Origin of the sequence: Nocardiopsis prasina DSM 43845 (assembly GCF_000341265.1) — a bacterium.
Taxonomy (GTDB): Bacteria; Actinomycetota; Actinomycetes; order Streptosporangiales; family Streptosporangiaceae; genus Nocardiopsis; species Nocardiopsis prasina.
Window position 1 is genome coordinate 94210 of sequence record NZ_ANAE01000143.1, and the last position, 23292, is coordinate 117501.

Consider the following 23292-nt stretch of genomic DNA (forward strand, 5'->3'; position numbering starts at 1 on the left):
CGAGGAGGGTGACACCCATGTCCAGTCTGATGACACACCTGGCGTCGCTGGCCCTCCGGGTCCTGCGCAAACCGACCCTGGAGTCGGTGGAGGACACCCGGGAGTGGCTCCACGAACCCAAGGAGGACGCGGAGCCGCCGCAGTGGCTCAGCGCACGGCACTGGATCACCCGCAGGGAGGTCGGCGGCTTCCCCGTCTACACGGTGCGTCCCCGCAGCGTCGTCGAACCGGAGAGGGCGGTGTTCTACCTGCACGGGGGCACCTACGTCAGCGAGATCGCCGCGTGGCACTGGGTGCTGGTCGCCCGGATCGCCGACGCCGGCTGCCGGGTGGAGGTGCCGATCTACGGCCTGGCACCGGAGCACACCTACCGTGAGGCCTTCCCGTTCGTCACCCGGGTCTACCGGGAACTGACGGAGGACGCCCCGCCGGAGCGCACCCTGATCGCGGGTGACTCCGCCGGGGGAGGGCTCGCGCTGGCACTCACCCAGACCCTGCCCGGGGCACGGCTGCCGCTGCCCGCGAGGCTGGTCCTGATCTCCCCGTGGACCGACCTGACGATGTCCAACCCCGACATCGCGGAGGTGGAGGGGTCCGACCCCTGGCTGGCACCGGTGGGTCTGCTGGAGGCCGCAGGGGAGTGGGCGGACGGGGACGACCTCGCCGAGCCCCGGCTCAGTCCGCTGTACGGGCCGATGGCGGGGCTGCCGCCCATGGACCTGTACATCGGCACCCGCGACCTGCTCCTGCCCGACACACGTCGCCTGCACGACCGCGTCACCGAGGCCGGGGGAGTGGCCGAGCTCTTCGTGGAGGAGGGGGCCTTCCACATCCACCCGCTGGTCCCGGTCCCCGAGGGCGTTGACGCGCGTGACCGGATCATGCGCACTGTCCGGGAGCTGTGAGGCCGCCCCGGTGCGGCTCCCCCGGGGGACCCCTCGGCTCACGTCAGTCTTCTGACCACGGAGAGCGGCAGCCGCTTCAGTAGGAAGCCGATGGGCGCCCAGGGCCAGGCGGGGACGTAGGCCCGGACCCGCCGCCTCTCGATGGCCGCGACCATGGCCCGGACGCCGACCTCCGTGTCGACCATGAACCGGGTCCTCTGAGCGACGTGCTCGTTCATCTCCGTGCGGATGTAGCCGGGGTAGACCACCGACACGTCCAGCCCCGGCACGCCCTCGGAGCGCAGCCCCTCGGCCACGGCGGCCACCCCGGCCTTGGTGGCGGAGTAGACGGTCATGGCCCGGCGCATGCCGCGCAGGGCCGACATGGAGGAGACCATCACGAGGTGGCCGCGCTCCTGTTCACGGAAGATCTCCATGGCGGCGTCGGCCTGCGCGAGGGCGCCCACGAAGTTGGTCATGGCGGTCTGCCGGTTGGCGTCGTGTCGGCCCGTGCCGAGCGCCGCGCCCTTGCCCAGGCCCGCGTTGACGATGACCCGGTCCACCCCGCCGAGCTCGGCGGCGATCTCCCCGAAGACCCGGTGCACCGCCTCGTCGTCCGTGACGTCCAGGGCCCGGAGCACCACGCGGCGGTCGGGGTGGGCCGCGGCGATCCCGTCCCGGAGGACGGCCATGGGCTCGGTGCGCCGGGCGCACAGGCCGAGGTCGTAGCCGAGCGCCGCGAACTGGCGGGCCATCTCGGCGCCCAGCCCGGCCGAGGCGCCGGTGATGATGATGGTTCCCTTGCTCATACGCGGTTCTCCGTGGGGTCCTCGGGTGTGGGGGAGGGGCGCTCCACACGGCCGCGCACACCCTCGGCCACCCGGCGCATCGCGCGGTCGTACAGGGGGCGCAGCCAGCGCTTGGCGAGGACAGCGGCTCGGCCCTCCCGGTCAGTGAGGATGACCGGACGACGCCGGTCCGTCCCTCGGAGCACGCGCGCGGCCACCTCGTCGGCGGACAGCCGCGAACCGTTGATCAGCCTGGTCGCGGAGGCCTCCACCTCGGGGTCGCTGCCACTGAGGGAGGCGGCCAGGTTGGTACGGAAGAACGACGGGCACACCACCGAGGCGGCGACGCCGTAGGGGGCGAGCTCGTGCCGGAGGGTCTCGCTGAGCGCGACGACCGCCGCCTTGACCGCGTTGTAGGAGCTCATGACCGGCGGGTGCACGAGCCCGGCCATGGACGCGACGTTGACGACGTGTCCCGACCCCTGCCGCTTGAACAGCGGGGTGAACGTGCGGCAGCCCCGAACCACGCTGAACAGGTTGATCTCGGTGATCCGCCGCCAGTCCTCGACGGTGAGGACGTCGATCCGTCCGCCCGCGGCGATCCCGGCGTTGTTGACCAGCACGTCGAGCCCGCTCCACCGTTCCTCGACGTGGGTCAGGGCCGCCGCCCAGTCGTCGTCGGAGGTCACGTCCAGGCGCAGGTAGGTGACGTCCTGGGGAAGGGTGTCGGGGGCGCGTTCGGCGAGGTCGGTGGCGACCACCCGGTCCCCGCGCGCCGCGAACGCGGCCACCAGCGCGGCGCCCAGGCCGGAGGCGCCGCCCGTGACGAGGACGCGTCGGCCCGCACCGGCTGTCGGGGTCCCTCGCTCGGGGGCGCTCATCTGCGGACTCCGTGCTTCACCGGTTCGAGTCGGGCGACCACAGCCCGGTGCGCCTCGCCCGGTCCGTCCGTGAGCCGCTCGGCGTCGGGGCCCTCGTGCGCGGCGGGCGGGAAGAGGTTCCACAGTCTCCGGGCGCGGGCGCGGATCTCGTCGACCACGGGCAGGGGGCGCCACGGGTCGCCGTCGGCCCGGAGCGCGGCGGGGTCGTGTTGGCGGGCCTCCTCGGCGGGCTCGATCACGGTCTCGACGAAGGTGCGGACCCGCCCGACGAGGTCGGTGGCGCGGGGGGAGGGTGCGAAGTCCATGTCGTTGACACTACGACCTTGTTGAGCAATGCTCAATAGGGTGAGTGGAGCAGCTCCGCGCCGGACGCGGATGACCCAGGACGAACGCAGGCGCCAACTGGTCGGGATCGGACTGCGCATGCTGGTGGAACGTCCCATCCAGGAGCTGGCGGTGGACGAGGTCGCGAGGGAGGCGGGCATCTCCCGAGGTCTGCTGTTCCACTACTTCCCCAACAAGACCGCCTTCCACGAGACCGTCGTGGCCGCCGCCGGACGGCGCGTCGTGCGCAACACCGCCCCCGACGAGGACCGCACCGGCTGGGACGCGGTGACCCAGTTCGCCGAGCGCTACATCGAACAGGTGAACCGGCGCCGGGCGTCCTACGCGGCGCTGGTGTTCGGCGCGGGTCCGGTGACCCTGGACGGCGCACTGGTGGAGGGCCTGCGCGAGACCATGGGTGCCCGTGTACGCGCCCTGCTCGGCGCCCCCGAGTCGGCGGCGGCGGTCACCGACGCGTGGACCGCCTACCTGGAGGCCAGGGCCCTTCGCTGGGCGGCCGTCCCCGACGAGGAACGCGTCACCGACCCGACCGCTGAGGCCGACCACTGCGTCCGGGCCCTGCGCGCCCTGCTGGACCTGGACTGATCGCGTGCCGACGGCGCCCCCGGAGCGCTGTGCGCGGGGGCCGCGCGGGTCCTAGGATGCGGTGCGTGAGCCAACACACGACACAGCACGGAAACCCGCCACAGGGCGGCGCACCCCGACAGAACGGCAGCTCCCGGCGCGACGGCGACATCCCGCAGCGGGGCGGTCTCCAACAGGGAACCGAGACCCACCCCCATGAGGGTGCGGTGCGCGAGGTCCCCACCGGACGCAACGCCACCAGACTCGTCTACGCGCCAGAGAAGGACGGCCTCGCTGACGCGGGCGAGATCGTGTGGACCTGGGTGCCCTACGAGGAGGACGCCACCCAGGGCAAGGACCGCCCCCTGCTCGTGGTGGGGCGCAAGGGGCGGCGTCTGCACGGACTCATGCTCTCCACACAGGTCCCCGACGAGCACGAACGCCAGGACTGGCTGCCGATCGGCACGGGCGCCTGGGACAGGGAGGGCCGTGACTCCTTCGTGCGGGTGGACCGCCTCTTCGAGTTCGACGAGGCGGCGATCCGCCGGGAGGCCGCCGTCATGGAGGAGAGCCTGTTCTGGAAGGTCGCGGCGGTCCTCAGGGACCGCTACGGCTGGACCTGAGAGGGACGCGGGGCGCTCCGCCGTCTCACCCTGTGGATAACCCGGTGTCTCCGGGGGCGGGGCCCTATACGCTGAGGGAGATCCTCCTGGTCCGGTGCCCTACGAAGGGGTGGGTCCACCGGCCCGGGCGGCCTCCCGAGCAAGGAAGCCCCGACAAGGATGACAGCCATGAGTGACATCGAGCGCGCGGTCCACGCGGTCGCCGAACGCGCAGGGGACGCGGCGGCCGACCTCGCCCCGCTCAGCCGGTCCGTGAAGGACGCCGCCCTGCTGGCCATCGCCGACGCCCTGGTCAAGAGGGCGGACGAGATCACCGCCGCCAACGCCGAGGACGTCGAACAGGCCCGCCAGGACGGCACCAGCCCCGCCATGATCGACCGGCTCACCCTGAACCCGGCGCGGATCGAGGCCATCGCGGAGGCGGTGCGCGAGATCGTCGAGCTGCCGGACCCGGTCGGCGAGTCCGTGCGCGGCGGTGTCCTGCCGGGAGGCCTGGACCTGCGGCAGATCAGGGTGCCCCTCGGGGTCATCGGCATCATCTACGAGGGCCGTCCCAACGTCACCGTGGACGCCGCAGCCCTGTGCCTCAAGAGCGGCAACGCCGCCCTGCTGCGCGGCTCCTCCTCCGCCTACAACTCCAACACCGCCATCGTCGCGGTGCTGCGCGAGGCACTGGAGGGCACCGGCGTCCCGACCGACGCCATCCAGATGGTCCCCGGCCGAACCCGGGAGTCCTCCACCGCGCTGATGCGGGCCCGCGGGCTCGTCGACGTACTCATCCCGCGTGGCGGCGGTTCGCTCATCCAGGCCGTGGTGCGCGACTCCACGGTCCCCGTCATCGAGACCGGCGAGGGCCTGTGCCACGTGTACGTGGACGCCGACGCCGACCTCGACAAGGCGGTGGGCATCGTGGTCAACTCCAAGGCCCAGCGCTGCTCGGTGTGCAACTCCGCCGAGACCCTCCTGGTGCACGAGTCCGTGGCCGAGGACTTCCTGCCGCGCGTGCTCGTGTCCCTGGCCGAGGCCGGGGTGACCGTGCACGGCGACGAGCGCGTGCTCGCCGTCGCCGCGGCCCACCCGACCGGCGCCACCGTGGTCGAGGCCACCGAGGAGGACTGGGCCACCGAGTACCTGTCCATGGACCTGGCCGTGCGGGTGGTCCCGGACGTGGACGCGGCGATCGCGCACATCCGGCGGTACTCCACCCAGCACACCGAGGCGATCGTCACCGACTCGCTCAGCACCTCCCGGTACTTCGTCGCCCGGGTGGACTCGGCGGCGGTGATGGTGAACGCGTCCACGCGCTTCACGGACGGCGGCGAGTTCGGATTCGGCGCCGAGATCGGCATTTCCACCCAGAAACTGCACGCCAGGGGCCCGATGGGGCTCACTGAAATGACCTCGACCAAGTACGTGGTCACCGGGGACGGTCACCTGAAGTAGCCGGGGGAACCGTCGGCACGTACCAGAATGGTCGCTCGGATGTCCGGGCGACCATTCGTGTGCCCGCACCGGCCGTGCACAACCGCACCAGAGGCTATCCGCAGCCCCTCGGGGTAACACACGTCACCAGGTGAATTCTTCTGCTGGAAACCTGGGCAGAAGCGAATCTTCTCCTGCAAGTATTCCCAAAGCGCTTTGGGGTCGGTACTTTCACTGTGGTGTCCCCAGGCGCTCTTCCCGCACCCTCATCAGGAGCGTCGGACCCCACCGGTCACGACGAAAGGAATTCCCCCGCATGAAGTTCGGGAGCAAGATCGCTGCGTCCACCGCCACCGCGGCCCTGGCCATCGGCGGCGTCACCCTCATGGCCGCCCCCGCCCAGGCGGACCTGATCACTCTCTGCTCTGGGCACGGTGGCGCGGTCACCCTGCCCACTGATCTCAAGGTCCCGGCCGGTGCGAGCTGCTTCCTTGACGGCACCGTCATCCAGGGCAAGGTCACCGTCGAGGGCGACGCCAACCTGCACGTCCTCGGTGGTCAGATCGACGGCGGCGTGACCGTCTCCAACGGTGGCTACTTCGACGCCTCCGACACCAAGGTCGCCGGGGACGTCGTCAACACCGGCTCCTACGGCACCTACCTGGAGGAGGGCACCTCGGTCGCCGGTCTGAGCGCCGCGCCCGCCGAGGGCGCCGACAACGACGGCTTCGTCTTCGTGGTCGGTTCCTCCGCCTCCTCCGTCGACGCCAGTGTCGGCGAGGTCTACGTCACCGACTCCCGTCTGGGTGGCGTGACGGCCGAGGGTGTGGAGTACGTGGACATCTTCGACAGCGTGGTGCGCGGTGACCTCTCCGTCACGGACGCGGCCTCCGGCGGCATCCTCGCCGACAGCGAGGTCATCGGAGACGCGACCTACAGCGGCGGCAACGGCCCGGTGGCGGTCGGTGCGGGCGCCGAGGAGGGCTTCGCCAGCTCGCTCAACTACATCGACGGCAACCTGACGGTCACCGGTGTCTCCGGTGGTGTGTACATCGACAACAACATCGTGGGTGGCGACCTGACCACCTCCGACAACAGCCCGACCGCCCAGGTCGGCGACAACAACCGCGTGCGCGGTGGCATCGTCACCCAGGAGGTCGCGCTGCGGGCGCTGGCCGCCGAGGTGACCGCCGAGTTCGAGGCGCACGAGGCGGACCTGGAGGAGACGGTCGAGGAGCTTCGCGCCCAGACCATCGAGGACGCCCTGGAGGCCGGTCCCGCCTTCTAGCCGGTCCCGCTTCCAGTCGGTCTCGCCGTCCCAGGCGGCGCGACCACGGCACACCCGGCGGAGGGCCACCCCCCGCCCTCCGCCTCCAGCAGCGCCGACGGCCCCGTGCCGTCGGCGCTGTTCTCGTGTGGGTCCAGGCCGCCTCCGGGAACTCTTCGACCCCATCTGTCCCACAAACACCACTGATATGTCGTAGCAGTGACGACGGTCATGGCCCGGTGATACATTCCGGGGCATGGCTGACTCCGAACGGCGTGTCGTGGTCTCCGGTGGTTCCGGCGGAATCGGGCGGGCCATCGTGTTCGCCCTGGCGAGTGAGGGGGACGAGGTGATCGCCCTCGGGCGGGACTCCGGGCGGCTCGCCGCCATGGAGCGCCGGGCCCGCGCACACGGCCTCAACGTCACCACCCGGATCTGCGACATCACCGACGAACAGGCGGTGGAGTCCCTCGCGGACGGCCTCGGAGAAGTGTCCGTCCTGGTCAACAACGCGGGCACCGCACAGAGCGCACCGTTGCGAGGCACCAACCTCGACCTGTGGGACACCCACCTGCGCACCAACACCACCTCGGCCTTCCTGCTCACCAGGGCGCTCCTGCCCGGCATGCTCGCCCGCGACCGGGGGCGGATCGTCTTCATCGCCTCCACCGCCGCGCACACCGGATCCCGCTACACCGCCGCCTACACGGCCTCCAAACACGCGATGCTCGGCCTCGCTCGGGCCGTCGCCGCCGAGGTCGTGGGCACCGGTGTCACCAGCAACGCCGTGTGCCCCTCCTTTGTCCGCACCCCCATGACCGAGCGCTCCGTGGCCCGCATCGCCGAACGCACGGGGCGCGGGCTCGAACAGGCCGAGGCGACCCTGGCCACGACCAGCCCTCTGGGCCGACTCATCGAACCCGACGAGGTGGCCGCCGCCGTCGTCTATCTGGCGAGCCCCCTGGCAGGGGCGGTCAACGGCCAGTCACTGACCATCGACGGCGGAGGAACCCACCGGTAAGCCCCTTCCGTGCGTCCGCCCCGCGGCCGAACACTGGCGGTACTTCGGACTCCACCGGGGAGAGGGGGTGGCCACCGTGATCCCCGGGCCGGTCGCCCTGGCGGGCGCCCGCTCCGAGGTGCTGGGAGGGGCCCTACGAGGCGGTGGGGCCGAGGGCCGCCGCGGCGCGGACGTGCTCCAGGCCCGGTTCGCGCAAGAGGGCGTGCAGATCGAAGAAGACCCGAGACGCCCGGCTGCCGGCCCAGCGGTCGGGGAGCAACTCCGGGGGCAGACCCGGGTCGTGGAAGGGCATCCGCCGCCACGCGTCCACCGCCCGTAGGTGGTCGGCGAAGGCCGCCGCGCGCAGTCCCGGTTCCTGGTGTGAGCGGGCGCCCCGGCGGCGCCAGACGGCCGCCACCGGTTCGTGCTCGTCGAGGAACCCCTGGTACATCGCCTGGAGCCCGGGCAGGTCCCACCAGCGCGACACGGACGCGGTGAGATCGCGAAAATCCAGGTAGGAGGCGTGGAACAGCTCCGCGTGCTCCTCCAGTCCGAGGTCGCGAAGCGCTCTGCGGGCCTGGTCGGCCAGGTGGGCGGGGGCGATCCACACGCCGGCGGCGGTGGTGCCGAAGCCGAGCCGGGTGAGCTGGGCGCGCAGGGCGTGGCGGCGGCGCCGCTCGGTCTCGGGCACCGAGAAGACCACGAGCACCCAGCCGTCCTGAACGCGGGCGGGCCGGTGGCCGAAGACGCGCTGGTCGTCCTCGGCGAGGATGCGTCGTCCCTGTTCGGACAGGCGGTACCCGGCCACCCCGCCCAGGCGTTCCGGGGTCAACAACCCCCGGCGCTTGAGTCGGGACACCGCCGAGCGTACGGCGGGGCCGTCCACGTCGAGGCCGGCCATGAGCACGATGAGGTCGGCCACCCCGATCCACCCGCCCACGTCACGGGCGTAGGAGCCGAAGAAGGAGACGATCAGCGACCTCGGCCGCCGCCGCTCGGAGTCGGCCGAGGTACCGGTGGGGGTGTCCGGCAGGGGATCGGCGGCGGTCCCGGCTGGCCGGTCGCTGTTGGACGTCACGCGGACACGATAGCGGCAGGAACCCACATGCCCCGGGTGGTCCCCGCCATCACCGGTGGTCGGGCACACCGCGGAGAACTCTCCATGTAGGTCTCTTGGCGGTCGTCACCGTTACCGCACATTTGTGATGTCGGGTGGATCACGTCACGACGAGGGTCGAGGTCCTTCCGTGGAGCTCCTCAGCGACGACACCACGTCTTCGCGCACCGGCGCCGGGAGCGCGCGGCCGACTTCGACACCGGGTCGTCCCCCACGGCCCCCCACCCCGGCCCGACCTGCTACGTTCCTCCGAGACACCGGCCACCCGGCACTGGAGGGGCGCCCAGAGGCCCCGGGCGCCCCGGAACCGGGACGGGACGGGCCACGAGCAAGGGAGACCGCGGTGACGACGTCCTACGGTGCGTACCCCAGCCAGATCATCCACCGTTGGGACCCCGAGGGCGCCGAGGGCCCCGCGCCCGTGGCGGTCCTCCTGCACGGCGGCTGGTGGCGCGACCTGCACGACGCCCACCTCATGGACCCGATCGCCCACGACCTCGCCGCCACCGGGTGGGCGGTCTGGAACGTCGAGTACCGGCGCACCGGAGAGGACGGCGGCGGCTGGCCGCAGACCCGGGACGACGTCGTCCGCGCCCTCGACCTGCTCGCCGCCACCGCGAACCGCGACCCGGGCCTGGACGCCTCACGCGTGGTGTCCATCGGGCACTCGGCCGGGGGACACCTCGCCCTGATGACGGCGGCCGAATCCCTGGTCACCTCAGTGGTCGCCCTCGCCCCCATCACCGACCTGCGCCGCTGCGCGGAGGCAGAACTGGGGGAGGGGGCCGTCGCACCCTTCCTCGGCCCCGACCCCGCACCCGCCCTGTACTCCGAGTCCTCACCACTGCACCGACTGCCCCTCGGCCTTCCCCAGCTGGTCGTCCACGGGGACGTCGACCAGCGAGTACCGGTCCAGCACAGCCGCGACTACGTGGCAGCGGCCGCAGCGGCCGGCGACCCCGTCGACTACCGGGAGGTCCCCGGAATCGACCACTTCGCCGTCATCGACCCCGAACGCGCCGCCTGGCGCGAGGTGCGCGACACACTCGCCCACGGCTGGGGCTGACCGCGCCCCAGGGCCCCGGACACACCAAGGGGGCGGTACCCGGCCGGACCGGGCGCCGCCCCCGAAGAGTTCGGGTGGGGCTAGTTGCTGTTGCCGCTCTGGTCGCCGCCGCCCTCGGAGCCGCCGTTCTGGCCGCCCCGCCAGCGGTCCGCCACCGTGTCGAAGATCTGGCCGCCGGCGCGCCCGGCGCCGCCCGCCACGTCCCGGATGGTCTTCACCAGAGGGTCGGAGGAACGGCTCCAGCCCTCCCGGTAGGAGTTGGCCGCGTTGCTCGCCTCCTCCGAGACACTGGCGTCACGGTCGGTGGAACGGCGCGCGTACTCACCGTCCAGGACCCGCTGGTACTCGCCGCTCTCGATCCACCGGTGCAGCTCGGCCACCCGCACCACCGCGAACGGGTGGCTCTGCGGGATGGTGGTCATCAGTTTGAGGACGCTGTCCACGGCGTCGCCGCCGCCCTCGTACTCGCGGGCCTGCTCCATGAACGCGTCCGGGTTCATCTGGGACAGGTTCGAGCCGCCGGCCAGCTTCATCAGGGCGCGCTTGGCGGCCTCGGGGTTCTGGCAGGCGAGCAGACCGGCGCGGTCGCTGGAGAGCTCGGACTTGCGCTGCCACTCCCGCAGACCCGCCAGGATCGCCTGGATCGCGATCGCGCCCAGCGGGATCCACATGATCTTGGTGGAGAGCCACACCAGCAGCAGGAGCATGGTGCGGTACACGGAGTGCCCGCTCAGCACGTGACCGACCTCGTGGCCGATGACGAACCGCTTCTCCTCGTCGTTGAAGAGGTCGAACAGGCCGGTCGTCATGACGATGAACGGCTTCTTGCGGCCGATCGCCATGGCGTTGGGCTGGGGGTCCATCTTCACGTAGAGCTCGGGTACCTCGTCCAGGTCCAGGACGTAGGCGGCGTCGCGGAGGTAGTCGTGCAGCTCCGGGAACTGCGTGGGGCTGACCCGCACGGCGCTGGAGAGGAACATCAGGCGGAGCGAGCGCTCGTTGACCCGACCGAACAGGGACTTGACGAGGGTGTCGAAGCCCGACAGCGATCGCAGCGCGACCAGGGCGCCACGGTCGGCGGGGTGCTCGTAGGCACGTGGGGAGATGTCTGTGAGCCGGACGCGTACGCGGTCTGGTGAGTTGGCCATAACGGCATGCTATGCGGCACGATGCCCGTTGGCCACGGTTCCGGGCCATCGAGATATGACTTGACTCCCCGGAGTTTCACGAACCCGCGGGAAGTACGGCGTCCCGGCCCTTGTTTCAGCTGATCCGGGAGTAACGCGCCCGGGAGAGGGCCGACACCCGCCAGGGTCGGCTAACCTCGGTTGGCCGAAACCGGCAAGACGGCAGCGCCACGGCGAAACGGAGCGCACAGTGACACACCAGGCCACCGGCGGCTCCCACGGAGGGAGCTCACCCGTGAGACGGGACGGCTCCGCACCGACGCGGGTCGGAATCATGGGCGGAACCTTCGACCCCATCCACCACGGACACCTCGTCGCCGCGAGTGAGGTCGCCCACCTCTTCGGGCTCGACGAGGTGGTCTTCGTGCCCACCGGCCAACCCTGGCAGAAGGACCTCGACAAGGTCACCCCCTCCGAGGACCGCTACCTCATGACGGTCATCGCGACCGCCGAGAACCCCCAGTTCAGGGTCGACCGGGTCGAGATCGACCGTTCCGGACCCACCTACACCCTCGACACCCTCCGCCAGATGCGCGCCGCCTACGGCCCGGACGTGGAGCTCTTCTTCATCACCGGGGCCGACGCTTTGGGTGCCATTCTGAGCTGGCACAACGTCGACGAACTCTTCGACCTCGCACATTTCGTAGGCTGTAACCGGCCCGGACACCACCTCAGTGACACCGGCCTGCCCGCGGGCAAGGTCTCCCTGGTGGAGGTCCCCGCGCTCGCCATCTCCTCCACCGAGTGCCGCGAACGCGTCCGCAAGGGCGAACCCATCTGGTACCTCGTACCGGACGGCATCGTCCGCTACATCCACAAGACCGGGCTCTACCTGGAGTCCTGACCGCGCCACGCGGACCCGCATCCCGACCAAGTAAGGCAGCAGGCACAACGTGACAGCCACCGACAGGGCCCTGGAACTCGTCAAGGTCGCCGCAGAGGCGGCCTCCGACAAGCTCGCCCAGGAGATCATCGCCTACGACGTGAGCGACCAGCTCGTCATCACCGAGGCCTTCGTCCTGTGCTCGGCGCCCAACGACCGCCAGGTCCGCGCCATCGTCGACGAGATCGAGGACCAGCTCCGCATCCACTCCGGCGCCAAGCCCGTGCGTCGCGAGGGCGAGCGCGACGGCCGCTGGGTCCTTCTGGACTACGCCGACATCGTCGTCCACATCCAGCACGAGGAGGAGCGCGGCTACTACGGCCTCGAACGCCTCTGGAAGGACTGCCCGGAGATCGAACTCCCCGAGACCGCCCAGGGCGCCGAGCGCACCCCCCTGGACGGGCCGTAACCTCCGCGGCCGTCCGGTCGCCGAACAAGAGGGACACACCACGTGACTGACGCGCCCCGTGTGCTGTTCTGGCGGCACGGACGCACCGCCTGGAACGTCGAGAAACGCTTCCAGGGACAGACCGACATCGACCTCGACCCGGTCGGCCACGCCCAGGCCGAACGGGCCGGTCGGTTGCTCGCCACCCTGACCCCCGACGTCATCGTCGCGTCCGACCTCAGGAGAGCCGCGGACACCGCCGGGTACCTCTCCCGGTGCTCCGGGCTCCCGCTGGAGTACGACAAGGGGCTCAGGGAGCGCTTCGGCGGCAGCTGGGAGGGACACACCGCCACCGAACTCGCCGAACGCTGGCCCGTCGAACACCCCCGCATGGACATCCCCGACGGAGAGCCCATCTCCGAAGTCGGAGACCGCATGTACGCCGCCATCCACCGGGGTATCGACAGGACCCCGCCCGGCGGCCTCCTGGTCGTCGTCAGCCACGGAGCGGCCCTGCGGATAGGCATCACCCGCATGCTCGGCATCCCCGACGAACAACGGGAGATCCTCGGCCCGCTCAGCAACGCGTGCTGGTCCGTGCTCCAGACCCGAGCAGACACCTGGCGACTCATGGAACACAACGCCGCCAGCCTCCCCGAGCCCGTGGTGCTCAGCGACGACGCCTGAACCCGTTTCGACGAACCGCCCAACTTCCGCTAAGGTTCAGGGAGTCGGAAGGGCACACGCCCCCACGACTCCCACACGGGGCTATGGCGCAGTTGGTAGCGCGCCTCCATGGCATGGAGGAGGTCTGGGGTTCGAATCCCCATAGCTCCACTCGACTCCGAAACGACCCTGCTCGGGGGACCTCGTCCTCCTCGCCGGGTCGTTTCGTCGTTTCTCTTGGGGGACGCCCCCCACGCCCTCGGTGTGCGCTCGCTGGGGCTCGCGCACCTCGCCGCCCCTGCCCGCGCGTAGCCGCGCTCATTGAGGCGCCTGGCTCGCTCGCGTTCTCCCAGGCCCGTGGTGGGTGCGGGTGATGGGTTTCCCGTTCGGCCCGCGCTGTCGGTTCCCTCTTGATTTCTCGCGAATGGACGTGCATTCTCTGGTCTACTCGTGTGTGGTCGTCGATCCGAGAAGAGGGTCAATTGGTGGGCAGCTTTCAGCGTACGTCTCTCGTGGTTATTCTGTCCGGATTTCTCGCTTTCGCCGCTATTGGCCCGGTTGCTGCCCGAATCCAGAATGTCGGTGGCGGAAAGTGGGACCAGGGAATGACGTCGTCCCGCGTCTACTCGAACTATCTCCACGAGACCGTGTGCCACACCTCCACCGCTGTGGGCACCTACACGTCCGTGGGCAAGGCGCCCGCGGGCAAGTGGTCGTACGCCAGCGCCCCGCGTGCGGAGAAGAACAACGCCACCTACTGGAACAACGACGTCGCCTCGTGCTGACCTGAGGGGCGGCGGGACGCCGCCCCTTTATCCCCCTATTCCTCGGAGTGTTCGGTGCTGCACCGAAGTGTCACCTTCACGCATTTCATTCTCCTCCTGGTTGCGGCCTTTCTCTCCTTCGTCACGGTTCGCACCTACGAGGAAATGGCGATCACGGTTCCCTCCGGCGTGGTCTGGGTGAACAGCAACAGCGGGGACGCCGATCTCCCGCAGATCGTCGACACGGTCGAGGGGTTCGCGGAGGAGACCGGGGTCTCCGTCGCACTGCACACGCCCGACCTGCGCGATCCCGGCAACGCCCGCCACCTGTACCTGGCGGCGGGCGCGTCCGGGGCGCCCGCCGCGAACTGGCTGGAGGACGGCTACCCCTCCTTCGGGCACACGATGCGCACGGACGTCCGTCCCTTCGCTGACCTCGAACAACCCGATCCGCGCGGGTTCTACCTGGTCTTCGGGACGCAGGAGGACACCCAGCGGTTCGAGGAGGAGCTCGCCGGGATCGGCCTCCGTGAGGTCTCCAGCGTCGGCGCGCAGGAACTGAACTGGACCGACCTCTACCGGTACGGCGGCGACCTCGACACCGCGTTGGTCATCCTCCTGCTGTTCTCCGTCACGGTCACGGCCTCCGGGGTCCTCCTCAACGCCCGTTCCTACGGTGTGCTGCGTCTCCAGGGCCACTCCTACGCGGGCATCCTCGGGCGCGACCTGGCCCAGCTGGCCCGGTTCCACCTCGGGTACGGGCTCGGCGCCGTGGCCCTGGTCCTTCTGGCCCTGTACCTCCACAACCGCTGGTCCCAGCTCGGGCTGTTCGCCGCGATCTCGGGACAGCTCCTCGCGCTGCTCCTCGGTGCGGCCCTGGTCGCCCACGCCTTCGCCCTGGCCATGGTGCACGCCACCGACATCCTCGGCGCACTCAAGGGGAGGCTGCCCGCCCGTCTCGCCGGGGCAGGGGCCTACCTCGTACGCGTCCCGGCACTGGTCTTCGTGCTCGTGGTGATCGGGCACGTCGTCGTCTCCGCCCAGAACGTGCGCGCCCAGGAGGAGAGCCTCGACAGCTACGAGCAGGCGGGGCAGGCGTCGCGGGTCACCCTGTCCGGAAGCGTCGACCTGACGGACGAACGCGAGGACATGGAGGGTCTCGTGGCGGGCTGGCTCCGCCAGGCCGACACGGAGGGCCAGCTGGTCCTGACCGCACGGGAACGGGGCGAGAACCTCCTGCCGCCCGGCAGACCGCGCCCCGACTTCGACGTCCTGGTGGTCAACGACACCTACCTGGAACAGCAGGTGGTGACCGCCGCCGACGGGCGACGCCTCGGCCGGGAACCCGGGGTGCGCCTCCTCGTCCCCGAGAACCGGACCGAGGAGGTCGGCGCCATCCTGGAGGGGTTCGGCTCATGGCTGCGGTTCGTCGGTGAGGGATCGGCCCAGGGGTTCCGGACGGCGACCGTCGCGACCGGACAACGGATCTTCACCTACGGCTCGGACCTGCCCGGGGACGTCCACAGCCGGGCCCACCTGGAGGACCCGGTGATCGTGGTCCTGCCCGACGGCGGTGTCCTGGACGACCACACCTACGTCTCCTATGCGACCAGCGGGGGACTGGTCTTCCCCGACCCCGGATTCGCCGCGGCGTCCATCGCGCGACCGCCCTTCTCGACCTACGTCAACGGCCTCCAGATGGTCGTCACCAGCGCGGCGGACATCCAGACGCAGCTCGTCCGCGACATGCGGCTCCAGACCTTCAACCTGGCGGCGGCCACGGTCGTGCTGCTGATGACCGCCGTCTCCGTCTGCGTCATCCACGTCCGCGCCCGGGCCCAGACGATCTTCGCGCGCCACCTGGCCGGATGGGGGTTCCTCGCCATCCACCGGAGGCTGCTCGTGGTGGAGTCCGCCCTGGCCGCGCTGTTCGTCGGCTGGGCCGTCTGGCGTACCAGGGCCGAACTCGCCTGGCACGCCGACCCTGCCAACCCGGTGACCGGTGAACCCGCGGCGGCCCTCGGACTCCAGCCCTTCCTCGCGGCGGCCATCGCCGTGTCCGGCCTCCTGCTCGTCACCGCCACGCTCGTGGGTTTCCACCGCCGCGTGGTGCGTGAGGGCGCCTCCCAGGCATGATCCGGTCGACCATCCCAAGGAGCACAGCGTGATCAACACACTCGACCTCGGCAAGTCCTTCGGACGGCGCGTCCTGTGGGAGGGCGTGAACCTCGACATCCGTCCCGGCGAGACGCTCGCGCTGGTCGGCCCGTCCGGCAGCGGAAAGACCACCCTCCTCAACTGCCTCGGACTCCTGGAGGCCCCCGACTCCGGAGAGATCCTCTTCTACGGCCGGTCCGTGACCAGGCAGGGAGCCGGGCGCCGACGGCGCTTCCGGAGGGACCACCTCGGCTACCTGTTCCAGAACTACGCCCTGATCGAGAACGCCACCGTCCGCCAGAACCTCGACGTGGTCCGCCGCGACCGGGAACGGCAGGAGGAGGCGCTCGACCGCGTCGGTCTGGCAGGGCGGGACCGGGAGCCGGTGCACCACCTGTCCGGGGGCGAGCAGCAGCGCGTGGCGCTGGCCCGGCTCCTGGTCAAGCGGCCCCGCCTGGTTCTGGCCGACGAGCCCACCGGCGCCCTGGACCAGGAGAACGGCGCCATGGTCATCGACACTCTGGCGGAGATGGCTGACGAGGGGTGCTCGGTGGTGATCGCCACCCACGACGCCTCGGTGCGGGACTCCTGCGACGCCGTGTTCGACGTGGGGGAGGCCTCCGGCCGTCGCCCGGTCGCCGCCGGACCCGGCCGCTGACCCGCACCTCGCGGCGGCCGATCGCAGGTACGCGCCCGAGCCCGCCACCGGAGCTCCGATCACACGGACGGCGCCCCTGAGGCCACCTCCTCGCCGCGGTCCTCGGTCTCGGCGATGTGCAGCGCGGAGACCAGGTTCCGGTACAGGTCGTCCTGCTCCAGGAGCTGCCCGTGGGTGCCCTGCGCGCGGATGATCCCGTCCTCCAGGAGCAGGATGCGGTCGGCGTGGATCACCGTGGACAACCGGTGCGCGATGGTCACCACGGCCGCCCGGTCCGCGTGTCCGCGCACGCTGCGGGTGATGGCCGACTCGGTGATCGCGTCCACCTGCGAGGTGGCCTCGTCGAGGAGCAGCACGTCCGGGGAGCCGAGCAGGGCCCTGGCCAGGGCGATGCGCTGGCGTTGACCCCCGGAGACCGAGCTGGCGTCCAACGGGGTGTCCAGGCCCTCCTCCAGGGACGCGACCTTCTCGGTCAGCAGGACGTCGTCGAGGACCCGCCGGATGTCGTCCTCCGTCGCCTCCGGGTTGGTGAACAGCAGGTTCTCGCGGATGGTTCCGGGCACCACCGGGGTGTCCTGCTCGACGTAGGCGAAGTGTCCGCGCACCTGCTGCGGGGACAGTTCGCGGTAGGGCGTGCCGTTGACCGTGATCCGGCCCTCCTCCGGCTCCAGGAACCGCAGGAGCAGCGACAGGACCGTGGTCTTTCCGGCCCCGGAGGGGCCGACGATCGCCGTGTGCCCGCGTCTGGGAATGGCCATGTCGACCCCCTCCAACGCGGCGGCGGCCCCGGGCGCGTACCGGGCGGTGACCCCGCGCAGCTCCAGCAGCGGTCCCCCGTGACCGTCGCCGGACCCCGGAGCGGAGCCACTCGGGCCCTCGGCCGTCGGTTCGAGGGGAATGGCCTCCACCTCGCGGATGCGCTTGGCGGCGGCGATGCCCGACTGGAGGGTGGTCACGCTCTGGGAGAGCTCCATGACCGGGTTCATCAGGGTGAAGGCGTAGAGCAGGAACGCGACCAGAGTGGAGACCGCGATCTCCCCCGAGGCCACCCGCATCGCACCCACACCGAGGATGGCGATGATCGCCAGCTGGACGCCGCCGAAGGCGATGGTCCAGGCCACGGCCTCGCGCCGGACCGATCGGATGCCGTGCCGGGTCGCGTCCTCCGCGTGTTCGAGGATCTGCGATCCCAGACGCTCCTCGGCCCGGCTCACCTTCACTGTGCGGATCGCGCGCAGGGAGCCGTCGAGCACCCCGCCCATGAGCCCGAGGGAGTTCTGAGCCCTCTCCTGTGCCCTGGCGATGGCGGGCATCAGAGTGAGGAACAGGACCGTGACGACGACCACCGCGACGACGGTGACGCTCAGCAGGACCAGGTCGAGGACGCCCATCATGACCAGGGTCCCGATCATCAGAACACCGCCGTTGACCAGGCTGATGATGCTGCTGGAGGCGGCCTCCTTCAGCAGGACGGTGTCCGAGGTGGCCCTGGTGACGAGCTCGCCGGAGGAGCGCTTGGACATCGGGAACAGGGCCGCCCGGAAGTAGCGCCGGACGAGGGAGGTGCGGGCCTCGAGGACGACCTTCTCGGCGACGGTCCCGAGCACGATCCAGTGCCACAGGCCGGTGACGAGACCGACGCAGAACAGGCTGAGCAGGATCGCGATGGGCATCGCGAGGCTGCCCGCGTCGGAGATGGTGTCCAGGACGAGCTTGACCACCATCGGGTTGGCCAGCTCCAGGGCCGAGCCGAACAGGGCGAGGACCAGGCCCAGCAGGAGCTTGCTCCGGTACGGGCGGACGAAGGACCAGAGCACCCTCAACTGGGCGAAGCGCGGCTCCTGTGTGGTTCCGTCCGAAGAGTCGGGTGGGGCATGTTCTACCGGTGGATGAGCAGTCATGGATGAAAGTAGGTCATATGTGCCCGATTATTGTCAACAGGTTACCGACGCCCCTACTATGAGGACATGGTGAAGAGCGCTCCCTCTGAGGAAGAGACCAGAACCCGCGCCCGAACCCGCCGGGCGATCCTCGACGCCGCCGTCGACGTGCTCGGCGAGAACCGAGCCGCGCCACTGTCACAGGTGGCCACCCGCGCCGGGGTGGCGCGGAGTACGCTCCAGCGCTACTTCCCCGAGCGCGCCGACCTCGTGGCGGCCCTGGGCGACTACACCGACGAACTGGCCAACGAGGCCACCGAACGCGCGCGGACCACGGAGGGCACCGCCATCGAGGCCTTCTCCCGGCTCGTGTCCGAGTACTTCGCGCTCCGCCGGGCCGCCATGCTCTCCTTCGCCGGGGAGGAGGCCGCGCAGGCGCAGGACGAGGAGGAGTGCGGGCCCAGCGACCTCGCCCTCTACGAGATCGTCGAGCGCGGACACGAGGACGGCACCATCGACCCCCGGATCACGCCGCTGTGGGCACAGCAGCTCATGTGGTCCACCCTCTACGCGGGCTGGCTCCACGTGACCACGGCCAGGGTCCCCGCCTTCGAGGCGCACAACATGTGCCTGATGTCACTGGTCAAGGCCGTCTCGCGGGAAAGGGCGGCCTGACCGCTCGGGGGCCGGTCGGTCCTCACAGGTAGAGGCCGGTGCCCCGATCCGGAGCCTCGTTCGCGATCGCGTGGACGTCCCGCTCCCGCAGAATCACGTAGCGCTCACCGTTCAACTCGACCTCGCCCTGTTCCTCGGGGTCGAAGAGCACACGGTCACCCGTCTTCACGTGACGCGCACCCGTCCCGGCGCCGCGCACCTCGCCCCAGGCCAGCCTGGTCGCCAGCTTCACCGTGTCCGGGATGACCAGACCCGCGCTGCTGCGCCGCTCACTCTTGTCCGGGACCGTCTTCACCAACAGGCGGTCATGGAGCATCTGGATTTCAAGCTTTGATTCGGCCACCTCCCCAGAGTATTCGGCCCGACCGGGACCAGCCCCCACGCCCGGGAGCACCCGAAGGTCACCCAAGGTTTCACCCTGGTCCGACCCACCCTTGACTTCCTGTAGAGTTGAAGTGTGCCGAGCGGGGAAACCGCCCGGCCTACCAGGGGCTATGGCGCAGTTGGTAGCGCGCCTCCATGGCATGGAGGAGGTCTGGGGTTCGAATCCCCATAGCTCCACGAGTAGGGCCCGCTGGGTGGTTGCCGCGCAACCTCCCGGCGGGCCTTCCTGCTTTCTCCGAGACGACTCTGATCGCACGCGATCGCCGGGTCGCCCCGCCGTTGCACCGGGGTGACCCCCACCCCCGGTGCGCGCTCGCCGGGGCTCGCGTACCTCGCCACCCTGCTCGGGGTGGGCACACCGTGACGTCCCGTCCACGGCTGACACGGGTGTTCGGCCCTCCGTTCGGTTCGCATACGGCGGTGCCGTTCCGCGACCGGTTCCCTCTCTTCCTTCCTCCCGCCGTACCGGCGTCTCCTGTGCCCCGGATCCTGGCTCCCGTCGCGTTCCGAAAGTGGCTCGATCCGTTCCCCCTTTCTCCCTGGGTTCTTTCTCTGTTTGAGGGTTGTCGCCCTTTGGCCTTTTGGGTATCGACTCAACCCTCTACAAATGGTTCAAGGATACGGTTGAAGCGGAGGTGTGTGAATGAGAATTCTCGTGACCGGTGCGAGCGGTAATGTCGGCCGACTGGTGGTGGAGGGGCTCAGGGGAGTCCAGGTCCGGGCGCTCTCGCGGCGGGTCCGTGACGACCTGCCCGACGGCGTCGAGGGTGTGGTCGGTGATCTCGCCCGCCCGCAGAGCCTGGAAGGGGTCTTCGAGGGGGTCGACCGGGTCTATCTCTTCCCCGTTCCGGACATGGCTGGGCGTGTGGTGGAAATGGCGCGTGCGGCGGGTGTCACCAGAGTGGTGACCCTTTCCTCCGGTGCCGTCACCCACGGGTTCGACACCGACTACCACCTTCCGGTGGAGAGGGCGGTGGAGGCCTCGGGAATGGAGTGGACCCACGTGCGCCCGGGGGAGTTCGCGTTGAACAAACTCCGGCTGTGGGGGCCTTCGATCAGGCGCCGGCGGACGGTCAGGGACCCGTTGCCGGAGGAGGCCTGGTACCCGGTGCACGAACGGGACATCGCGGACGTCGCGGTGGCCGGACTGACGGGGGAGGGGCACACTGGACGGGCGTACACCCTGAACGGCCCGGATCTGGTGAGCCGCCGGGAACAGGTGGCCGCGATCGCGGAGGCGATCGGGGAACCGGTGCGCTTCGAGGTGGTCGACGCCCACACGGCGAGGAAGGACTACCTGGCCCAGGGCGGATTCGCGGCCGACAACGCGGACTTCCTGTTGGGCTTCGAGGACTACTCCGGTGGCGAGTCGGACCCCGGGGACCTGGAGGTCCTGCAACCGGAGGCGCTGCCGACCTCGATGGACGCCCTCGGGCGGCCCGCACGCACCTTCCGGCAGTGGGCGCGCGACCACGCGGCGGACTTCAGGTAGTCGCCCCGTAGGCGAACAGGCAGCCGAGCCAGACCAGGCTGATGGTGATCGCGGCTCGCTGCACCAGGCCCACCCTGGGCGAGTCCTGCTCCCACAGTCGGCCGAAGGCGCCGACTGCCACGGCGGACGCCGCGGCGACGATCCCCGACGCCACCTTCCAGGCCGGGTCCGCGAGTTCGAGGACCGCGATGAGTGCGACCCCCGGCAGCAGCAGGAACACCACCGTGCCCGCCCAGTCGTGCGCCTGGTGCCGTGTGGAGTACTCCTCCGGGGTGGAGTCCGGGGTGCCGGGCGGGTAACCGCGCATCGGGTCCATGCGGAAGATTCCCGAGGCCACCAGGGCGAGTCCGAGCACTCCCACGCCCAGGGCCAGCGCATAGCCGTCGGTGGCGGTGGGCAGGGTGGTGGCCCCGGCCGTGATCAGCAGACCGCAGAGGACGAAGTTGGTCGTCTGGATCCACCCGCGAGGGCCGAGTGCCAGGGCGCTGACGGGTTGCCTGACGGGCTGGTATCCGGGTCGGGTGAGGCCGTCCAGCAGGAAGACGGCGACGAACAGCCAGGAGCCGACGGCTCCGGACCACAGGAGTGGGGTCATGGGGGGCTCCGAACGATTAGGCCGTATGGACGGATTTTAGGCCGATCGGACTGATTCCCGCAAGGATTGTGCAATGCATTGGTTGCGGTTTGGTCGACCCATGTGCAATCCTGGAGTTGCACAAAGGGGGTTGGTATGGACAGGATCGAACGACAGGTGGACATCGACGCCACCGCGGAACGGGTCTGGGAGCTCGTCTCGCGGCCGGGATGGTTCATCAACGACGGCCGAGTGGTCGACCACCGGATCGAGGAGGTCGAGGAGGGTGTGCACCTCGTGCACGACCCCACGCACGGTGTGTTCCGGGTGCGCACGGAGAAGCTCGATCCGCCACACCACGCCGTGTTCAGCTGGGTCGGCAGGGTGGAGGACGAACAGTCCACGCAGGTGGAGATCCGGATTCGTGAGCGTCCGGGCGGCGTCACGCTCACGGTTGTGGAGAGCGGGTTCGAGGGGTTGGGTCTGGCCGAGGCCGAGCTGCGTCGCCACGTCGCCGGACAGGTCGAGGGCTGGGAGATCGAACTCGCCGCCGCGCGCAGTCTGCTCGATCCGCTGACCGTCGAGCGCACCGTGCACGTGGAGGCCAGCCCTGAGCGGGTGTGGGAGGTCCTGACGACGCCGGAGCACTTCGCGGCCTGGTACGCCTTCGACGGTGCGGACTTCGAGCCACGTGCGGGCGCACCGATGGAACTGCGCTGGGCCGAGCACGGAACGTATCGCGGCCGGGTCGTCGAGGTGGACGCGCCGCGCAGGTTCGCCTACCGGATCGCCATGGAGCCCGGGACCGACCCCGGGGCGGACGACAGCACACTGGTGACCTTCGAGGTCAGGGCCTCGGGGACGGGGAGTCTGCTCACCGTCACCCAGGTGGGGTTCGACGCCCTGGAGGCGCGTTTCGGTGACGCGGCGGACAACGCCGCCGTGGAACTCGAGGGTTGGAACGGCGGACTCACCACCCTCACCGAACACCTCTCCGCCACGCAGGGGAGATGAGGCCGTGGACACCGCACTGCCTCCGGTCTTCGCCGCTCTGGGGGACGACACCCGGTGGAGCATCCTGGTCCGGCTGGGCCGGGAGCCCGCCTCGGCCTCGGAGCTGGCCAGGGAACTGCCCGTCTCCCGGCAGGCGATCGTGAAGCACCTGGAGGTCCTGCGCACCGTCGGGCTGGTGCGCACGAGGCGCAGCGGGCGCTCGGTCCTTCACGAGGTGGAGGGCGCCCGCCTCGACGAGGTGGGGCGGGACCTGCGCGGTATCGCCGCCGCCTGGGACCGCAGGTTGGAGGGGATCAGGTCGATCGCCGAGGATCGGGGCTGAGGGGCTCCTCGGAGCTGGTCCGCTGACCAAGGAAGGAGAGGAGTTCGGGGTCGTCCGAGGTGACGCGGTCCACCTCGGTGCCGCCGTCGCAGGTGAGCATCGACACGGTCACGGTGCTGCCGGTGCGTGCCACCACGCGCCACAGGGCACCGTGCTCCTCCCAACGGAGCAGGGCGGCGACGTGCGGGTTTCCTTCGTCGCTCACTCGGACCCCCCTTTCCCGGGACGTCTGGGCGCCGTCGTCCCAAGGTACGGGAGTCCCGCGCGCCCTCGCGGAAGCCAGGAGGGGTT

The 23292-nt window shown here is 70.4% G+C and carries 26 protein-coding genes and 2 tRNA genes; 19 read left to right on the forward strand and 9 right to left on the reverse strand.

All coding sequences use genetic code 11. The features are described from left to right. Positions 1 to 17: 17 nt before the first annotated feature. The gene (locus tag D452_RS0116290) at positions 18 to 905 is read left to right on the forward strand and encodes an alpha/beta hydrolase fold domain-containing protein (RefSeq protein WP_017545216.1); all 888 of its coding nucleotides are present in this window, start codon (positions 18 to 20) and stop codon (positions 903 to 905) included. Between the two features lie 38 nt (positions 906 to 943). On the opposite strand, the gene D452_RS0116295 is transcribed toward D452_RS0116290, so the two are convergent. From D452_RS0116295 to D452_RS0116305, 3 genes are read right to left on the reverse strand one after another with little or no spacing between them, the layout of a single operon-like run. Next, entirely contained in the window at positions 944 to 1693 is a 750-nt protein-coding gene (locus D452_RS0116295) for an SDR family oxidoreductase (RefSeq protein WP_017545217.1), read from the reverse strand. Further along, complete coding sequence (locus D452_RS0116300; protein WP_017545218.1) at positions 1690 to 2553, reverse strand: SDR family NAD(P)-dependent oxidoreductase; 864 nt, start codon at positions 2551 to 2553, stop codon at positions 1690 to 1692. The genes D452_RS0116295 and D452_RS0116300 overlap by 4 nt, the downstream gene beginning before the upstream one ends. After that, positions 2550 to 2858: a hypothetical protein gene (locus tag D452_RS0116305; RefSeq protein ID WP_017545219.1), complete on the reverse strand. Its 309-nt coding sequence runs from the start codon at positions 2856 to 2858 to the stop codon at positions 2550 to 2552. Before D452_RS0116305 ends, D452_RS0116300 begins: the two co-directional genes overlap by 4 nt. A 70-nt stretch (positions 2859 to 2928) precedes the next feature. On the opposite strand from D452_RS0116305, the gene D452_RS28420 reads away from it, so the two are divergent. From D452_RS28420 to D452_RS0116330, 5 genes are all read left to right on the forward strand, one after another. Continuing rightward, a complete protein-coding gene (locus D452_RS28420; RefSeq protein WP_017545220.1) occupies positions 2929 to 3483 on the forward strand; it encodes a TetR/AcrR family transcriptional regulator in 555 nt (184 codons plus the stop codon). Positions 3484 to 3548: 65 nt separating this feature from the next. Further along, positions 3549 to 4085 carry a type II toxin-antitoxin system PemK/MazF family toxin gene (locus D452_RS0116315; protein ID WP_394297090.1) on the forward strand — a complete coding sequence of 179 codons (537 nt, stop codon included), beginning with the start codon at positions 3549 to 3551 and terminating at the stop codon, positions 4083 to 4085. 168 nt (positions 4086 to 4253) lie between these two features. Then, complete coding sequence (locus D452_RS0116320) at positions 4254 to 5528, forward strand: glutamate-5-semialdehyde dehydrogenase (RefSeq protein WP_017545222.1); 1275 nt, start codon at positions 4254 to 4256, stop codon at positions 5526 to 5528. Positions 5529 to 5823: 295 nt separating this feature from the next. After that, complete coding sequence (locus D452_RS0116325) at positions 5824 to 6795, forward strand: hypothetical protein (protein WP_017545223.1); 972 nt, start codon at positions 5824 to 5826, stop codon at positions 6793 to 6795. Between the two features lie 235 nt (positions 6796 to 7030). Further along, positions 7031 to 7795 (forward strand): SDR family NAD(P)-dependent oxidoreductase, encoded by a 765-nt coding sequence (locus D452_RS0116330; protein ID WP_017545224.1) that lies wholly within the window; start codon positions 7031 to 7033, stop codon positions 7793 to 7795. Positions 7796 to 7928: 133 nt separating this feature from the next. Here D452_RS0116330 and D452_RS0116335 read toward each other — a convergent pair whose 3' ends face one another. After that, entirely contained in the window at positions 7929 to 8852 is a 924-nt protein-coding gene (locus tag D452_RS0116335; RefSeq protein WP_017545225.1) for a PaaX family transcriptional regulator, read from the reverse strand. A gap of 382 nt (positions 8853 to 9234) precedes the next feature. On the opposite strand from D452_RS0116335, the gene D452_RS0116340 reads away from it, so the two are divergent. Further along, positions 9235 to 9957 carry an alpha/beta hydrolase family protein gene (locus tag D452_RS0116340; RefSeq protein WP_017545226.1) on the forward strand — a complete coding sequence of 241 codons (723 nt, stop codon included), beginning with the start codon at positions 9235 to 9237 and terminating at the stop codon, positions 9955 to 9957. An 80-nt stretch (positions 9958 to 10037) separates the two neighbouring features. Here the strand turns inward: D452_RS0116340 and D452_RS0116345 are convergent, their stop codons facing one another. Next, the gene (locus D452_RS0116345; RefSeq protein ID WP_017545227.1) at positions 10038 to 11105 is read right to left on the reverse strand and encodes a M48 family metallopeptidase; all 1068 of its coding nucleotides are present in this window, start codon (positions 11103 to 11105) and stop codon (positions 10038 to 10040) included. Between the two features lie 274 nt (positions 11106 to 11379). Between D452_RS0116345 and nadD the strand changes: the two genes are divergently transcribed. The 7 genes from nadD to D452_RS0116380 all read left to right on the forward strand — a co-directional run bounded on the left by nadD (position 11380) and on the right by D452_RS0116380 (position 16660). Beyond that, positions 11380 to 11988: a nicotinate-nucleotide adenylyltransferase gene (nadD, locus tag D452_RS0116350; protein ID WP_255421452.1), complete on the forward strand. Its 609-nt coding sequence runs from the start codon at positions 11380 to 11382 to the stop codon at positions 11986 to 11988. 49 nt (positions 11989 to 12037) lie between these two features. Next, complete coding sequence (gene rsfS, locus D452_RS0116355; RefSeq protein WP_017545229.1) at positions 12038 to 12436, forward strand: ribosome silencing factor; 399 nt, start codon at positions 12038 to 12040, stop codon at positions 12434 to 12436. Positions 12437 to 12478: 42 nt separating this feature from the next. After that, positions 12479 to 13102, forward strand: a complete 624-nt coding sequence (locus tag D452_RS0116360; RefSeq protein WP_026129382.1) for a histidine phosphatase family protein — start codon at positions 12479 to 12481, stop codon at positions 13100 to 13102. A 77-nt stretch (positions 13103 to 13179) separates the two neighbouring features. Then, positions 13180 to 13252: transfer RNA gene (locus tag D452_RS0116365), tRNA-Ala, on the forward strand. 341 nt (positions 13253 to 13593) lie between these two features. Beyond that, positions 13594 to 13866: a lactococcin 972 family bacteriocin gene (locus D452_RS0116370; protein WP_233515634.1), complete on the forward strand. Its 273-nt coding sequence runs from the start codon at positions 13594 to 13596 to the stop codon at positions 13864 to 13866. Positions 13867 to 14010: 144 nt separating this feature from the next. Then, the gene (locus tag D452_RS0116375) at positions 14011 to 15981 is read left to right on the forward strand and encodes a hypothetical protein (protein WP_152498600.1); all 1971 of its coding nucleotides are present in this window, start codon (positions 14011 to 14013) and stop codon (positions 15979 to 15981) included. A gap of 28 nt (positions 15982 to 16009) precedes the next feature. Beyond that, a complete protein-coding gene (locus D452_RS0116380) occupies positions 16010 to 16660 on the forward strand; it encodes an ABC transporter ATP-binding protein (protein WP_017545233.1) in 651 nt (216 codons plus the stop codon). Positions 16661 to 16719: 59 nt separating this feature from the next. Here the strand turns inward: D452_RS0116380 and D452_RS0116385 are convergent, their stop codons facing one another. Next, positions 16720 to 18477, reverse strand: coding sequence for an ABC transporter ATP-binding protein (locus tag D452_RS0116385; protein ID WP_017545234.1), 1758 nt, complete (start codon positions 18475 to 18477; stop codon positions 16720 to 16722). Between the two features lie 150 nt (positions 18478 to 18627). On the opposite strand from D452_RS0116385, the gene D452_RS0116390 reads away from it, so the two are divergent. After that, the gene (locus D452_RS0116390; protein WP_017545235.1) at positions 18628 to 19215 is read left to right on the forward strand and encodes a TetR/AcrR family transcriptional regulator; all 588 of its coding nucleotides are present in this window, start codon (positions 18628 to 18630) and stop codon (positions 19213 to 19215) included. Between the two features lie 22 nt (positions 19216 to 19237). On the opposite strand, the gene D452_RS0116395 is transcribed toward D452_RS0116390, so the two are convergent. Beyond that, complete coding sequence (locus D452_RS0116395; RefSeq protein WP_017545236.1) at positions 19238 to 19531, reverse strand: GroES family chaperonin; 294 nt, start codon at positions 19529 to 19531, stop codon at positions 19238 to 19240. Between the two features lie 172 nt (positions 19532 to 19703). On the opposite strand from D452_RS0116395, the gene D452_RS0116400 reads away from it, so the two are divergent. Together D452_RS0116400 and D452_RS0116405 are read left to right on the forward strand one after the other, a co-directional pair. Then, a tRNA-Ala gene (locus D452_RS0116400) sits at positions 19704 to 19776 on the forward strand. Positions 19777 to 20242: 466 nt separating this feature from the next. Next, positions 20243 to 21091 carry an NAD(P)H-binding protein gene (locus D452_RS0116405; protein ID WP_026129384.1) on the forward strand — a complete coding sequence of 283 codons (849 nt, stop codon included), beginning with the start codon at positions 20243 to 20245 and terminating at the stop codon, positions 21089 to 21091. Here D452_RS0116405 and D452_RS0116410 read toward each other — a convergent pair. After that, entirely contained in the window at positions 21084 to 21686 is a 603-nt protein-coding gene (locus D452_RS0116410; protein ID WP_017545238.1) for a DUF998 domain-containing protein, read from the reverse strand. The genes D452_RS0116405 and D452_RS0116410 overlap by 8 nt on opposite strands. Before the next feature lie 135 nt (positions 21687 to 21821). Between D452_RS0116410 and D452_RS0116415 the strand changes: the two genes are divergently transcribed. Then, positions 21822 to 22679, forward strand: coding sequence for an SRPBCC domain-containing protein (locus tag D452_RS0116415; RefSeq protein ID WP_017545239.1), 858 nt, complete (start codon positions 21822 to 21824; stop codon positions 22677 to 22679). 4 nt (positions 22680 to 22683) lie between these two features. Further along, positions 22684 to 23001 carry an ArsR/SmtB family transcription factor gene (locus D452_RS0116420; RefSeq protein ID WP_017545240.1) on the forward strand — a complete coding sequence of 106 codons (318 nt, stop codon included), beginning with the start codon at positions 22684 to 22686 and terminating at the stop codon, positions 22999 to 23001. Here the strand turns inward: D452_RS0116420 and D452_RS0116425 are convergent. Beyond that, complete coding sequence (locus D452_RS0116425) at positions 22973 to 23206, reverse strand: hypothetical protein (protein WP_017545241.1); 234 nt, start codon at positions 23204 to 23206, stop codon at positions 22973 to 22975. The genes D452_RS0116420 and D452_RS0116425 overlap by 29 nt on opposite strands. Positions 23207 to 23292: the final 86 nt, after the last annotated feature.

Coding starts and splice junctions, on each gene's coding strand:
- D452_RS0116390 (WP_017545235.1), top strand. CDS start 18,628: ATGGTGAAGAGCGCTCCCTCTGAGGAAGAGACCAGAACCCGCGCCCGA.
- D452_RS0116405 (WP_026129384.1), top strand. CDS start 20,243: ATGAGAATTCTCGTGACCGGTGCGAGCGGTAATGTCGGCCGACTGGTG.
- D452_RS0116305 (WP_017545219.1), bottom strand. CDS start 2,858: ATGGACTTCGCACCCTCCCCCCGCGCCACCGACCTCGTCGGGCGGGTC.
- D452_RS0116330 (WP_017545224.1), top strand. CDS start 7,031: ATGGCTGACTCCGAACGGCGTGTCGTGGTCTCCGGTGGTTCCGGCGGA.
- D452_RS0116325 (WP_017545223.1), top strand. CDS start 5,824: ATGAAGTTCGGGAGCAAGATCGCTGCGTCCACCGCCACCGCGGCCCTG.
- D452_RS0116410 (WP_017545238.1), bottom strand. CDS start 21,686: ATGACCCCACTCCTGTGGTCCGGAGCCGTCGGCTCCTGGCTGTTCGTC.
- D452_RS0116320 (WP_017545222.1), top strand. CDS start 4,254: ATGAGTGACATCGAGCGCGCGGTCCACGCGGTCGCCGAACGCGCAGGG.
- D452_RS0116290 (WP_017545216.1), top strand. CDS start 18: ATGTCCAGTCTGATGACACACCTGGCGTCGCTGGCCCTCCGGGTCCTG.
- D452_RS0116375 (WP_152498600.1), top strand. CDS start 14,011: ATGGCGATCACGGTTCCCTCCGGCGTGGTCTGGGTGAACAGCAACAGC.
- D452_RS0116395 (WP_017545236.1), bottom strand. CDS start 19,531: ATGCTCCATGACCGCCTGTTGGTGAAGACGGTCCCGGACAAGAGTGAG.
- D452_RS0116295 (WP_017545217.1), bottom strand. CDS start 1,693: ATGAGCAAGGGAACCATCATCATCACCGGCGCCTCGGCCGGGCTGGGC.
- D452_RS0116415 (WP_017545239.1), top strand. CDS start 21,822: ATGGACAGGATCGAACGACAGGTGGACATCGACGCCACCGCGGAACGG.
- D452_RS28420 (WP_017545220.1), top strand. CDS start 2,929: ATGACCCAGGACGAACGCAGGCGCCAACTGGTCGGGATCGGACTGCGC.
- D452_RS0116345 (WP_017545227.1), bottom strand. CDS start 11,105: ATGGCCAACTCACCAGACCGCGTACGCGTCCGGCTCACAGACATCTCC.
- D452_RS0116300 (WP_017545218.1), bottom strand. CDS start 2,553: ATGAGCGCCCCCGAGCGAGGGACCCCGACAGCCGGTGCGGGCCGACGC.